The 13,568-nt window shown below is 70.9% G+C and carries 11 protein-coding genes and 1 riboswitch; of the genes, 6 read left to right on the top strand and 5 right to left on the bottom strand.

From position 1 onward, the window contains the following. Positions 1-52: 52 nt before the first annotated feature. From KF707C_RS03185 to KF707C_RS03170, 4 genes are all read right to left on the bottom strand, one after another. Entirely contained in the window at positions 53-982 is a 930-nt protein-coding gene (locus KF707C_RS03185; protein WP_004420546.1) for an NAD-dependent epimerase/dehydratase family protein, read from the bottom strand. Continuing rightward, positions 975-1,859 carry a sugar nucleotide-binding protein gene (locus KF707C_RS03180; RefSeq protein WP_036991349.1) on the bottom strand — a complete coding sequence of 295 codons (885 nt, stop codon included), beginning with the start codon at positions 1,857-1,859 and terminating at the stop codon, positions 975-977. Before KF707C_RS03180 ends, KF707C_RS03185 begins: the two co-directional genes overlap by 8 nt. A gap of 97 nt (positions 1,860-1,956) precedes the next feature. Next, positions 1,957-2,727, bottom strand: a complete 771-nt coding sequence (gene cobM / locus KF707C_RS03175; RefSeq protein ID WP_004420550.1) for a precorrin-4 C(11)-methyltransferase — start codon at positions 2,725-2,727, stop codon at positions 1,957-1,959. Next, positions 2,724-3,143, bottom strand: a complete 420-nt coding sequence (locus tag KF707C_RS03170; protein ID WP_004420552.1) for a cobalamin biosynthesis protein — start codon at positions 3,141-3,143, stop codon at positions 2,724-2,726. Before KF707C_RS03170 ends, cobM begins: the two co-directional genes overlap by 4 nt. Positions 3,144-3,262: 119 nt before the next feature. Continuing rightward, positions 3,263-3,457, top strand: a riboswitch (cobalamin riboswitch). A gap of 92 nt (positions 3,458-3,549) precedes the next feature. Here KF707C_RS03170 and cobW point away from each other — a divergent pair. Beyond that, on the top strand, positions 3,550-4,602 hold the full coding sequence (gene cobW, locus KF707C_RS03165; RefSeq protein WP_004420555.1) for a cobalamin biosynthesis protein CobW: 1,053 nt from the start codon (positions 3,550-3,552) through the stop codon (positions 4,600-4,602). A 110-nt stretch (positions 4,603-4,712) separates the two neighbouring features. Then, entirely contained in the window at positions 4,713-8,447 is a 3,735-nt protein-coding gene (cobN, locus tag KF707C_RS03160) for a cobaltochelatase subunit CobN (protein ID WP_004420557.1), read from the top strand. Between the two features lie 107 nt (positions 8,448-8,554). Here cobN and KF707C_RS03155 read toward each other — a convergent pair whose 3' ends face one another. After that, a complete protein-coding gene (locus tag KF707C_RS03155) occupies positions 8,555-9,646 on the bottom strand; it encodes a 3-deoxy-7-phosphoheptulonate synthase (protein ID WP_004420559.1) in 1,092 nt (363 codons plus the stop codon). A gap of 515 nt (positions 9,647-10,161) precedes the next feature. Here KF707C_RS03155 and KF707C_RS03150 point away from each other — a divergent pair. The 4 genes from KF707C_RS03150 to KF707C_RS03135 all read left to right on the top strand — a co-directional run bounded on the left by KF707C_RS03150 (position 10,162) and on the right by KF707C_RS03135 (position 13,562). Next, a complete protein-coding gene (locus tag KF707C_RS03150) occupies positions 10,162-11,169 on the top strand; it encodes an ATP-binding protein (RefSeq protein WP_004420564.1) in 1,008 nt (335 codons plus the stop codon). Beyond that, positions 11,094-11,822 (top strand): vWA domain-containing protein, encoded by a 729-nt coding sequence (locus KF707C_RS03145; protein WP_108703073.1) that lies wholly within the window; start codon positions 11,094-11,096, stop codon positions 11,820-11,822. Before KF707C_RS03150 ends, KF707C_RS03145 begins: the two co-directional genes overlap by 76 nt. A 159-nt stretch (positions 11,823-11,981) precedes the next feature. Then, the gene (locus KF707C_RS03140; RefSeq protein WP_051050680.1) at positions 11,982-12,389 is read left to right on the top strand and encodes a hypothetical protein; all 408 of its coding nucleotides are present in this window, start codon (positions 11,982-11,984) and stop codon (positions 12,387-12,389) included. Positions 12,390-12,632: 243 nt separating this feature from the next. Further along, positions 12,633-13,562, top strand: coding sequence for an MFS transporter (locus KF707C_RS03135; RefSeq protein ID WP_004420567.1), 930 nt, complete (start codon positions 12,633-12,635; stop codon positions 13,560-13,562). The last annotated feature ends 6 nt before the right edge of the window (positions 13,563-13,568 follow it).

The raw sequence follows: 13,568 nt of genomic DNA, 5'->3' as shown, positions 1-13,568 counted from the left end.
GCGCGGGAAGAGAGGCGGCGAGGGGGCAAAGCTACGCGCCCCTGGACAGCGTTCAGCGCCCCAGCAGGCGGGCCACGCCCTCGCGCAGCGGCGTCGGCTTGGGGAAGTCGTAGCGCAGCAGCAGGCGGGCGTTATTGGCGCGGGAATGGCGGATGTCGCCCGCGCGTGCCTCGGCATGGGTGATCGGGGGCAGTCCACCCAGCACGTCGCCGATGGCCGCCAGCAACTCCTTCAAGCTGGTGGCCTGGTTGAGGCCGACGTTCACCGCGCCGACTTCCAGCCAGTCCTGTTCCAGGGCCTGGACCAGCACCTGCACCAGGTCGCCGACATAGACGAAATCACGGGTCTGCTCGCCGTCGCCGAACACCGTGATCGGGGTGCCCGCGAGGGCTCGCTCGGTGAAGATGCTGATCACGCCCGAATAGGGCGAAGACGGGTCCTGGCGCGGACCGAAGATATTGAAGAAGCGGAACACCGCCGGCTCCAGGCCATGCTGGCGGCGGTAGAAGTCCAGGTACTGCTCGCTGGCCAGCTTGTCCACCGCGTAGGGCGTCAGGGGCGACTTGGGCGTGTCCTCGTCGATGGCCCGGCCTTCGCCGTTCTGGCCATAGACGGCCGCGCTGGAGGCGAAGAGCACGCGCTTCACCCCCTGCTGGCGCATGGCTTCGCAGACATTCAGGGTGCCGATGAAGTTGCTCTGGTGGGTGGCCACCGGGTCGTCCACCGAAGCCTGTACCGAGGCCACCGCCGCCAGGTGCGCGACCCCCTTGCATCCGGCCATGGCCCGCGCCACCAGGGCGGCGTCGGCCACGTCGCCCTCGATCAGTTCGAGCCGGGGATTGTCCAGCGCCAGGTTGTCGCGCTTGCCGGTGGACAGGTTGTCCAGTACCCGCACCGCGTGGCCCCGGGCGAGCAGCGCGTCGGCCAGGTGGGAACCGATGAAGCCGGCACCGCCGGTGATCAGGATCGGGGAATCAGGCATGGCGATAGTAACGGTCCAGCAGGGTCGGAAGGGCCGCGCGCCAGGCACGGGGCTTGATGCCGAAGGTGTGGAGGATCTTCTTGCAGGCCAGCACCGCGTTCTGCGGCTCTTCCGCCGCGTCGGGACGGGCGGCATGGGCCTGGGGCGTGATGTCCTGCACCTTCAGCGGGTGCAGGCTGCGGGCCTCGGCGAGCAGCGCCTGGCCCAGGGCGAGCGGCGTGGTCGCCTCGTGCCCCCCGTAGTGGTAGGTGCCCCAGAGCGGCGCAGCGCAATCCAGTTGCTTGAGCACCGCCAGCAGCACCCGGGCGGCATCGTCCACCGGCGTGGGGTTGCCGCGACGGTCGTCCGCCAGGCAGATCTCGTCAGCCTGCTCGGCACGCGCCAGGAAGCGCGCCAGCGAGCCGTCGCGGCTGTCGTCCAGCAGCCAGCCGAAGCGCAGCAGCACATGTTTCGGGCAGGCCGCACGGACGCTCTGCTCCATGCGCAGGAGGGCCTGGCCGCGCACGCTGCGGGGCAAGGTCTCGTCCTTTTCGCTGTAGGCGGTGGCACGGGAGCCGTCGAACACGCGGTAGCTGGAAGGCTGCAGCAGCACGATGCCGTGGTGCTGGCAGAGTTCGGCGAGACGTTCGACCCCGCGCTCCTGGGCCGACAGGCGGTCTTCACTGACCTCGTCGGCCTGGAACCAGTCGAAGTAGTAGGCGAGATTGACCACGGCATCGGGCCGGGTGTCATCGAGCAGCTGCGTCAGGCTGGCGGCGTCCCAGCCCTGTTCGGGCGGACGCGGAGCGAGAAAACCGATGTCTTCCTCGGCGCCGAGACGGATCAGCGCCTGTCCGAGGGAGTTGCCGCCACCCAACAGCATCAAGCGCATTCGCATAGGGAAAAGGGTCGCTTAAAGCCGGTTAGAAGGATCGGGCGGACCATTTGCCCGCCGCACAAGAGCCGCATTCTGCGGGTTTCACCGCCTCACGTCACTAGCCGCGTGGCGGCAGGGGTTTCGTCGGGCGGTAGAGATGCGCATGACCGGCGCGGTAGAGGGACGAATCGGCGAAGCCCTCGGCCGCCAGCACCTCGCCCACCAGGATCAGCGCGGTCCGCCGGAAGCCCACGGCCTGCACCTTTTCGGCGATGTCGGCGAGGGTGCCGGTGACCTGGGCCTGGTCCGGCCAGCTCGCCCGGTGGATCACCGCCACCGGGCAGGCCGGGCCGTAGTGCGGCAGCAGCTCGGCGACGATCTCCTCGATCCGGCTCACCCCCAGGTGGATCGCCAGGGTCGCCCGGTGACGGGCCAGGTCCCCCAGGGACTCGCCCTCGGGCATTCGCGTCTTGCTGGCGTGGCGGGTGAGGATCAGCGTCTGCGACACCTCCGGCAGCGTCAGCTCGCAGCCCAGCAGCGCCGCACAGGCCGCCGTGGCCGTCACGCCCGGAACGATCTCGTAGGGAATACCCCGCTCGCGCAGGTGACGGATCTGCTCACCGATGGCGCCGTACAGCGACGGATCGCCCGAATGCACCCGCGCCACGTCCTGGCCCCGGGCATGGGCCTCGGCCAGCAGCGCGACGATCTGCTCCAGGTGCAGCTCGGCGGTGTTCACCACCCGCTCCGCCCGGTGCCCCTCCAGCACCGCCTCCGGCACCAGCGAGCCGGCGTAGAGGATCACCGGGCAGCTGCGGATCAGCCGCTGGCCCTTGACCGTGATGAGTTCCGGATCGCCGGGGCCGGCGCCGATGAAATAGACCGTCATGGCCGTTGGGCCTCCAGGTGGATGCAGGCCAGCGCACAGGTGGCGCGGGCGCTGCGGCGTTTATCGAGCACCAGCCACGCCGGCCCCTGCCCCAGTCGATCGGCCAGCGCCAGGGCCGCCGCCTCGGCCACCCCCGCACTGCCGGCCAGGGCGCGGACCCGCTCGGACGGCTGGTTCAGGCGGGCCTCCAGGGCGTTCAGCACCTCGGGGGCAACGCCCTGCAACGGCAGGTTCCGCTCCGCCGCCAGCGCCCGCAGGCCCGGCTCAAGGGCGCGGTCCTCCCGGGTCGCCAGCGCCGCCAGGCTCGCCGCCGGCACCCCGGCCTCGGCCAGGCAGGCCTCCAGCAACGCCCCCAGCTCCGCCGCCGTGCAGCCCTGGCGGCAGCCGAAACCGGCCACCAGCGAAAGCGGCGTCATGGGGGGAGCAGCGCGATTCATGGCGTGGCAGGCGACCGGTCGGGAAAAATCCGCGCAAGGACAGCACGGGCCCGACAAGGCGTCAACCGACGCGATTGACCGCCGGCCGGGCCCTGCGTAGCCTTCCGTCCTTTCGAGGTTCTCCAGCGAAGGCTGGAGCTAAGAGGGAACGTGGTCCAAGCCACGGCTGCCCCCGCAACTGTAAACAGCCGATGCCCTGTCCACAGCCACTGCCCCACGGGCGGGAAGGCGGACCCGGCGGCGCCCCGCGCCAGGCTGTGAGCCAGGAGACCTGCCTCGCACAGATTCCAGACAACCGGGCGGGGTGATCCGGTGGCGAATTCCCGGCGCGGGCCCTTGCCCGCCGCATTCGTCATGCCCGCCATAGAGCACCTGAGAGGCGCGCATGAAAACCCTGGCCAAGCTCCCCGTCACCATCGTCACCGGCTTCCTCGGCGCCGGTAAGACCACCCTGCTCCGCCATATGCTGGACAACGCCCAGGGTCGCCGCATCGCGGTGATCGTCAACGAATTCGGCGAACTGGGCATCGACGGCGACATCCTCAAGCAATGCAGCATCGGCTGCAGCGAGGAAGAAGCCGTAGGCCGCGTCTTCGAACTGGCCAACGGCTGCCTGTGCTGCACCGTGCAGGAGGAGTTCTTCCCGGTCATGCGCGAGCTGGTGGCGCGCCGTGGCGACCTCGACCAGATCCTCATCGAGACCTCCGGCCTGGCCCTGCCCAAGCCGCTGGTGCAGGCCTTCCAGTGGCCCGAGATCCGCAACGCCTGCACCGTGGACGCGGTGATCACCGTGGTCGACAGCCCCGCCGTGGCCGCCGGCACCTTCGCCGCCTTCCCCGACCAGGTGGACGAACAGCGCAAGCAGGACCCGAACCTCGACCACGAATCGCCCCTGCACGAACTTTTCGAGGACCAGCTGGCCAGCGCCGACCTGGTGATCCTCAACAAGAGCGACCTGCTGGATGCCGAGACCCTGGCCGCCGTGCGCGCCGAAGTCAGCGAAGAGCTGCCGCCGGCGGTGAAGGTGGTGGAAGCCGCGTCCGGCAAGCTGCCGCTGGACGTGCTGCTGGGCCTGAACGCCGAGGCCGAGGCGCACATCGACAGCCGCCCCACCCACCACGATCACGAAGAACACGAGGACCACGACCACGACGAGTTCGACTCCTTCCACGTCGACCTCCCGGACGTGGACGAGCGCGCCCTGCTCGCCGCCCTCGGCCAACTGGTGGAGCGCCATCCCATCCTGCGCATCAAGGGCTTCGTCGCCGTCGCCGGCAAGCCCATGCGCCTGCTGGTGCAGGGCGTCGGCAAGCGCTTCGACAAGCATTTCGACCGCGCCTGGCGCAGCGACGAAACCCGCAGCACCCGCCTGGTGGTGATCGGCCAGGACCTGGACCCGGCCGCCATCGCCAACGAACTGCGCACGGCACTGGCGTGAAGCGCGGACTGCACCCTCTCCCTCCGGGAGAGGGCTGGGGTGAGGGAAGCCCCCAGCGCTCGGAGACAGCCTTCACCCCCGGCCCCTCTCCCGTGGGGAGAGGGGAGTAAATGCACCTCCTGCGCACCCAGCCCGGCGGTTTCGTCCCCGAAGACGGCATCGCCCACCTCGCCCAGACCCCCGCCGAGCTGGTCATCCTCTGCAGCGGCGACTCGCACCTGGCGCTGCTGGCCGAGGCCGCCCGCGAGCTGCCGGAGGACTACCCGAGCCTGCGCCTGGCCAACCCCATGCAGCTGCAGAACCACGCCTCGGTGGACCTCTACGTCGACGAGGTGCTGCAGCACGCCAAGGTCATCCTCATCTCGGTGCACGGCGGCGTCGGCTACTGGCGCTACGGCATCGAGCAACTGGTCGCCCTGGCCGAGCGCGGTGCCAGGCTGATCCTGGTACCCGGTGACGACCGCCCCGACCCGGAGCTGGCGCGGCTCTGCACCGTCCCCGCCGAAGACGCCGAGCGCTACTGGCACTACCTGCGCCAGGGCGGGCTGGACAACGCCCGGCAGCTGTTCGCCTGCCTGGCCAGCCGCTGCCTGGGCCGCGCGATGCCCTGGGATGAGCCCCGGCCGCTGCCCCGTGTCGCGGTCTACCACCCGCGCCAGCCCAACGCCGGGCTGGAGCACTGGCGCGCCGACTGGCGGGCCGACCAGCCGGTGGTGGCGCTGCTGTTCTACCGCACCCACCTGCAGGCGGCGAACACCGGCTTCCTCGACACCTTCTGCGAGCGCCTCGCCGCCCAGGGCCTCAACCCGCTGCCCATCGCCGTCGCCAGCCTCAAGGAGGCCGCCTGCCTGGCCACCCTCGAAGACTGGCTGGACGAGGCCGGCGCCGAGCTGATCATCAACACCACCGGCTTCGCCCAGTCCGCGCCCGAGGCCCCCAACCTGCGGCCGTTCCGCCGTGACGTGCCGGTGTTCCAGGCCATCTGCAGCCTGGACAACCAGCCGCAATGGGAAGCCAACGCCCAGGGCCTGGGCCCCCGCGACCTGGCCATGCACGTCGCCCTGCCGGAGCTGGACGGCCGCCTCATCACCCGCGCCATCAGCTTCAAGGGCCTGGCCTGGCGCAGCGAGCGCAGCCAGAGCGACGTGGTCTGCTACCTGCCCCACGTCGAGCGCATGGACTTCGTCGCCGAGCTGGCGCGGCGCTGGCTGCTGCTGGCGCGCAAGCCCAACGCCGACAAGCGGGTGGCGCTGATCCTCGCCAACTACCCCACCCGCGACGGCCGCATCGGCAACGGCGTGGGCCTCGACACCCCGGCCGGCGCGCTGAACATCCTCCGCGCCCTGGAACAGCAGGGTTACCCCGTGGCCGGCCTGCCGGAGAGCGGCACGGCACTTATCCACAGCCTGCTGGGCGGCGTCAGCAATGACCTCGACAGCCTCGACGCCCGCCCCTGCGCCCAGAGCCTGGCGCTCGCCGACTACCTCGCCTGCTTCGCGCGCCTGCCCGAGGCCAACCAGCGCGCGGTGCGCGAACGCTGGGGCGAGCCGCAGCAGGACCCGATGTTCCGCAGCGGACGGATGATGATCGCCGGCCTGCGCTTCGGCCTCGCCTTCGTCGGCATCCAGCCGGCACGGGGCTACCAGCTGGACCCGGCGGCCATCTACCACGACCCGTCGCTGGTGCCGCCCCACGGCTACCTGGCGTTCTACTTCTGGCTGCGCGAAGTGTTCGGCGCCGACGCGCTGGTCCACGTCGGCAAGCACGGCAACCTCGAATGGCTGCCGGGCAAGGGCGTCGGCCTGTCCGCCGAATGCTGGCCGGACGCGGTCATGGGCCCGCTGCCGAACATCTACCCCTTCATCGTCAACGACCCCGGCGAGGGGGCCCAGGCCAAGCGCCGCGCCCAGGCGGTGATCATCGACCACCTGATGCCGCCGCTGACCCGCGCCGAAACCTACGGCCCGCTGCGCGATCTGGAGCGCCTGGCCGACGAGTACTACGACGCCTCCCTGCTCGACCCGCGCCGGGCCGTGCAGCTGCGCGGCGAGATCCTCGAACTGGTGAAGGCCACCGCCCTCGACCGCGAGTTGGGGCTCAGCCTCAACGACGACGCCGACAGCTGGCTGCCGCAGCTCGACGCCTACCTCTGCGACCTCAAGGAATCGCAGATCCGCGACGGCCTGCACCTGTTCGGCGAGTCCCCCGTGGCGGGCCTGCGCGACGACACCCTGCTGTCCCTGGTGCGCATCCCCCGGGGCGACGGCAAGGGCGGCAACGCCAGCCTGCTGCGCGCCCTCGCCAGCGACCTGAACCTCGGCCGCGACCCGCTCGACCTTTCCTGGGCCGAGCCCTGGGAAGGCCCGCGCCCCGCCGTGCTCGACGGCATCAGCGACGAGCCCTGGCGCAGCAACGGCGACACCCGCGAGCGCCTGGAACTGCTGGCCCGCCGGTTGATCGCCAACCCGGCCGCCGAAGCCATCGGCCGCGCCAGCGACGCGGTTATCCACAACCTGCGGCAGGTGATCGCCCCCGCCCTGGACGCCTGCGGCGCGGCGGAGATCGGCGGCGTGCTGACCGCGCTGGACGGGCGCTTCGTACCCCCCGGCCCCAGCGGCGCCCCCAGTCGCGGGCGCCTCGACGTGCTGCCCACCGGGCGCAACTTCTTCACCCTGGACGTGCGCAACCTGCCCACGCCCACCGCCTGGCGCCTGGGCTTCCAGTCCGCCAGCCTGCTGCTGGAGCGCCACCTGCAGGACGAAGGCGATCACCTGCGCCAGCTCGGCCTCTCCGTCTGGGGCACCGCCACCATGCGCACCGGCGGCGACGACCTCGCCCAGGCCATGGCGCTGCTGGGCGTGCGCCCGGTGTGGCAGGCCGGCAGCCAGCGCGTGGAGGATTTCGAGATCCTCCCGCTGTCGCTGCTGGACCGCCCGCGTGTGGACGTGACGCTGCGGGTCTCGGGCTTCTTCCGCGACGCCTTCGCCAACCTCATCCGCCTGTTCGACGCCGCCGTGCAGGCGGTGGCGGAACTGGACGAGCCCGACGACCTCAACCCCCTCGCCGCCCGCGTGCGCCAGGACCGCGCCCGCCTGGAAGGCGAAGGCCTGCCCGCCGAGGCGGCGCGGCGCGAAGCCGGCTGGCGGGTGTTCGGCGCCCAGCCCGGTGCCTACGGTGCGGGCGTGCAAGGGGTGATCGAGGCCCGCACCTGGGAAACCCGTTCCGACCTGGCCGAGGCCTACCTCAACTGGGGCGGCTACGCCTACGGCGCCAGCGATGCCGGTACCCCCGCCCGGCAACGTTTCGGCGAGCGCCTGGAAGGGCTGCAGGCGGTGCTGCAGAACCAGGACAACCACGAACACGACATCCTCGATTCCAACGACTACTACCAGTTCCAGGGCGGCATGCTCGCCACCGCCGAGACCCTGCGAGGCCAGAAAGTCGCCAGCTACCACGGCGACCACAGCCAGCCGGACCTGCCGCGCATCCGCAGCCTGCGGGAAGAACTGGGCCGGGTGGTGCGCGCCCGCGCCGCCAACCCCAAGTGGATCGCCGGCATGAAGCGCCACGGCTACAAGGGCGCCTTCGAACTGGCCGCGACGGTGGACTACCTGTTCGCCTTCGACGCCACCACCCGCTTGGTGGACGACCACCAGTACGCCCTGCTGGCCGAGGCCTACCTGCTGGATGCCGACACCCGCGCCTTCCTCCAGCAGCACAACCCCGAGTCCCTGCGCGACATCGTCGAGCGCCTGCTGGAAGCCCAGCAGCGCGGCCTGTGGGAGGAACCGGGGGACTACCGCGAGGCCATCGAGGACCTGTTGCTGGATATCGAGGAGCAGTGAGTTCGGCAGGTTGTCGATGGCAACCTGCGGCTGGAAACCACCCTCACCCCAACCCTCTCCCAGAGGGAGAGGGGCCGGGGGTGAGGGAAACTTGGCCCGCTGAGCCTTCACCCCCGCAGGCGCGCCGCCGCCTCCAGCAGCATCGCCTCGGTCCCCGCCCAGCCCAGGCAGCCATCGGTGATGGACACGCCGTAGCGCAGGTCGCAGGAGAGCGACTGGGCGCCGTCGAACAGGTGGCTCTCGATCATCACCCCGCGCAGGGCGTCCTGGCCGGCCAGGCGCTGGTCGATCACGTCCGCCAGCACCGCCGGCTGGCGCAGCGGGTCCTTGCCGCTGTTGGCATGGCTGCAGTCCACCAGGATGCGCGGCGCGATGCCCAGCTTCTCCAGCCCTTCGCGGGCCGCCTGCACACTGGCGGCGTCATGGTTCGGGCCCTTGTGGCCGCCACGCAGCACCAGGTGGGTGTCCGGGTTGCCGGCGGTTTCCACCAGCGCCGGACGGCCCTGGGCGTCGAGGCCGAAGTGCTGGTGGGCGTGGGCCGCCGAGCGCATGGCGTCGGTGGCGATGCCGAGGCCGCCGTCAGTGCCGTTCTTGAAGCCCACCGGCAGGTCCAGGCCGCTGACCATCTCGCGGTGGATCTGCGACTCGCTGGTGCGCGCGCCGATGGCCGCCCAGCTCAGTGCATCGTCCAGGTAGCCCGCCACCAGCGGCTGCAGCAACTCGGTGGCCACCGGCAGGCCCAGTCCGGCGATCTCCAGCATCAGCCGACGGCTCAGCGCCAGGCCCTCGGCCATGTCGCCGCTGCCGTCCAGGTGCGGGTCGTACACCAGGCCCTTCCAGCCCACGGTGGTGCGCGGCTTCTCGACGTAGGCGCGCATCACCAGCAGCAACTGGTCGCTCACCAGCGGCGCCAGCGCCGCCAGGCGGCGGGCGTAGTCGAGGGCGGCATCGGGGTCGTGGATCGAACAGGGGCCGACCACCACCAGCAGGCGCGGGTCCTCGCCGTCCAGTACCGCGCGCACGGCTTCGCGCTGGGCGCGGATCTGGCGGGCGAGTTCGACGGAGAGCGGCAGGCGCCGGCGCAACTCGGCGGGCGTGGGCAGGGGGCGGGTGCTACGGGAAGGCGACGGGGCCGTATCCAGGGCGACGACGTGCAGGGGCTGGGCGGCGGTGGACAGGGCGGAAACGGACGAATTCATGCTGGGTTCCTCGGCCGGCGCGGCGGGTCCGCGCGCGGCGCACTAACTGGGTGTTCGACTTGTCGGTGTGGGGATGCGGGTGGAGCGGCTAAATCGCCAGTCGGTGCGGTAATAGCGGTAGTCGTTGCGGTAGCTGATCATGGTGCGATCCTCGGTAACGTCGTGGTGGTCTTGTGGACCGTCGGAAAACAAAAACCCCCGGTCGGGTTGCCGACCGGGGGTTTCGTGGAGCTTTGGCGGCGACCCTGCTGGAGTGGGCCGCCTGATGGGTATCAGGTCAGCCCGTGGCTAAACCAATACCCGTGGAAATAGCGGGTCGCCGCGACCACGCGCACGCCCGCCACGGCCTGGGCCGGAGCAGCGTTGAGCGAAGTGGAAGCGAGGTGCGACATGACGATCTCCAAAGCGAATGCTGGTTAACCTACTGCATCCCGATCCGCCGTTCAATCACTGATTTCTATCGGCTACAACGACCTTTCGCTACCATGCCTGCCATGTTTTTGTAGGAAACCGCCATGTCCGAGCTTGCCCACTATCCCCTGAGTGCCGTGGTCGGCGCCGACGAATTGAAGCTCGCGCTCTACCTCGCCGCCATCGACCCCGCCATCGGCGGCGTGCTGATCGAAGGGCCCCGGGGCATGGCCAAGTCCACCCTGGCGCGGGGCATCGCCGACCTGCTGCCGCAGCGCACCTTCGTCACCCTGCCCCTGGGCGCCAGCGAGGACCGTATCGTCGGCACCCTGGACCTGGACGCCGCCCTGGGCGAAGGCCGCGCGCGCTTCTCCCCCGGCCTGCTGGCCCGCGCCCATGGCGGCGTGCTCTATGTGGACGAGGTGAACCTGCTGCCGGACCACCTGGTGGACCTGCTGCTGGACGTGGCCGCCAGCGGCCTGAACCTGGTGGAGCGCGACGGCCTGTCCCACCGGCATCCGGCGCGCTTCGTGCTCATCGGCACCATGAACCCCGAGGAAGGTGAGTTGCGCCCGCAACTGCTGGACCGCTTCGGCCTCAAGGTCAGCCTCGAGGGCTCGCCGGCCCCCGCCGAGCGCGCCGAGATCGTCCGCCGCCGCCTGGCCTTCGACAGCGACCCGCAGGCTTTCCTGGCCCGCTGGGAAGCTGAACAGCAGGCGCTGACGCAGGGCTGCCAGGCCGCCCGCCAGCGGCTCGAGCGGATTCCCCTGGATGACGCGGCCCTGGACGAGATCGCCCGCCGCTGCTTCGACGCCGGCGTCGACGGCCTGCGCGCGGACCTGGTCTGGCTGCGCGCCGCCCGTGCCCATGCCGCCTGGCGCGGCGCCGAGCGGATCGCCGCCGTGGACATCGACGCCGTGGAGCGCTTCGCCCTGGCCCACCGTCGCCACCACGCACCGCCGCCGGCCGCACAGCCGCCCCGCGAAGCGCCTGCCCAGGCCCCCCGCCCCCAGCAGGACGCCAGCGGCGAAGGCCAATGGGGCGAACTGCCCGCCCAACCCACACCCACCGGGGAACGCAGGGCCCTGCCCACCTGGCCAAAAAAGCCCTGAGCACCCGCCCACGCCACGCCAAGGGGACGGGTGCCAAGCCCCGGCCAGGGCGCCTCGGCCAAGGCCGCAGCGGCGCCCGCAGCGCCGGCCAGGAGGGCGCCATCGCCTGGCTGCCCACCCTTCTGCGCGGGCGCCCGCGCCAGGCCGCCGACCTGGTCCGCACACCGCGCAGCCGTGCCCCGGAACAGCTCTGGCTGGTGATAGTCGACGCTTCCGCCTCCACCCGTCGCCACGGCGCCCTGTCCCGCGCCAAGGGGCTGCTGGCCCAGCTCTTCGACGATGCCTACCGCCAGCGCGCCCGCCTCGCTGTGCTGAGCGCCACCGGCCGAGAGGCCCGCTGGCAGTGGCAGGGCCGCAAGGCCGACGCAGGGCTGCAACCCTGGCTGGAAGGACTGGGCGCTGGCGGCGGCACGCCTTTACGGGATGCGCTCGAGCGATCGGGCCAGTGGCTGGCTCGCCGTCAGCGGCAGAAGCCCGGCGAGGAACAGTGGGTGCTGATCCTCACCGACGGCCGCCTCAAGGACCTGCCCGCCTTGCAGCCGCTGGGCTGCGCCACCCTGCTGGTGGACATCGAGTCCGGCCCCGTCCGCCTCGGCCGCGCCCGGCAACTCGCCGCCGCGCTGGGCGCGGAGTACCAGGCGCTGTCCGACTGAGTCCGGCGGTCCGCCGCACGACGAGCGCACCCAGGCCATCCAGCGGATCGCCCTGCAGTTGCACGGACCTCATCCCAGGACCGGAGTTACCCTCAAAGCCTGCGCACCTGCGAGAGAGGCACCATCTGCCCACCGCAAAACCGAACACGCGGAGTGACCATGAGCACCAACGCAGCCCCCCAGATCACGGCGATCGCCTTGGCCGATGCGTCACACATGGCCTTGCAGCACCTGGACTATGACCTCGAAACCCTGACGGTGACGCTGCGCAACTTGGAAACACAGGGCCTCACCTCCCTCCGGATCAGCGCCGTCGAAGGATTCCGCGTGCTCGACGAAGGCGACCTGCTGGAGTTCTGGCCCCATTGCTCCGGGAGTTGGCTGCACGAGATCACCGCAGGTGGCTGGCTCGATCAGGAGCGCCTCCGAGCAGGATTTCTCAGTGGCGACCGAGCCCTGAAGGAATACCTCATCTCCGGCGCAGACACATGCCTCAACGTTCTGACCTGGGAAGCCATCACCGTGCCCCAGCAGCCATGTTCACCGCCCCCTGATTACGCGCAGTAGGGCGTCCCTTTTTCCGTGTAGGCACCCAGCTCCGCCGTTCCACCTTTCGTAGCCCGGGCTTCAGCCCGGGACCGGGGTTATCCCCAATGCCACGTGCCCGGAACTGGTGGATGGAAAAGCGCCATGCACCCAACGCGAGGTCCATTCACGACCACACGACCTCGTCCATCAACCGCCTGGTGGAGCCACAAGGCGCGCGTACCCGTGTTAGGGTCCACCCCTTTTTCCCGATCGGAAGCGCCCATGACCCACGCCGTACCCTGCGCCGACAGCCCTGCCACTCGCCTGGCCACGCGCCTGGCGTTCTTCGTCTCCGGTTTCGGCATGGCTTGCTGGGCGCCGCTGGTGCCCTATGCGAAGGCGCGCCTGGACATCGGCGAGGCGGTGCTGGGGCTGTTGCTGCTGTGCCTGGGTGCCGGCTCGATGCTGTCGATGCCGGTGGCCGGTGTGCTGGCGGGGCGGATCGGCGCGCGCCCGGTGATCCTGGTGGGCGGGGTGGGCCTTTGCTGTGCCATGCCGCTGCTGGCCGGTGCGGATTTCAGCCTGTTGCTGGCCCTCGCGCTGGCACTGTTCGGCGCCTCCCTCGGCGCCATGGACGTGGCAATGAACATCCACGCCGTGGAGGTGGCGAACGATGCGCCAGTACCGCTGATGTCGGGCTTCCACGGCCTGTTCAGCCTCGGCGGTTTCGTCGGCTCCCTGGGCATGACCGGCCTGCTGGCGGCCGGTCTGGCACCGCTGACGGCGATCCTCGTCGCCCTGGTGGTGGTGATCACCGGCCTCGCCCTCGCCGCCCCGCGCCTGCTGCGCACCCGCTCGGCCGGCAGCGGGCCGCTGTTCGTGGTGCCGCGCGGGCTGGTCCTGCTGCTGGGGGCACTGACCTTCGCCATGTTCCTGGCCGAAGGCGCGCTGCTGGACTGGGGCGCCATCCTGCTGGTGGGGCTGGGGGCGGCCAACATCGTGCCGGTGCTGTTCAGTGCCGCCGGTCGCCAGGGCACCATGCCGGCCAACCTCGCCGTGGCGGCGGTGACCACCGTCGGCTATGCCGGCGTGCTCGCCGGGCCGGCACTGGTGGGCTTCGTCGCCCAGGGGCTGGGGCTGGTGACGGCCTTCGTGATCCTCGGGGTGCTGATGCTCTCGGCCCCGCTGACGGCTCTCTGGTTCGTGCGCTGAAACCGC

This window comes from Pseudomonas furukawaii (assembly GCF_002355475.1).
In the GTDB taxonomy this organism is placed as follows: Bacteria; Pseudomonadota; Gammaproteobacteria; order Pseudomonadales; family Pseudomonadaceae; genus Metapseudomonas; species Metapseudomonas furukawaii.
Note: the sequence above shows the minus strand (reverse complement) of the source record. Positions and strands in the feature narration are given on the sequence as shown.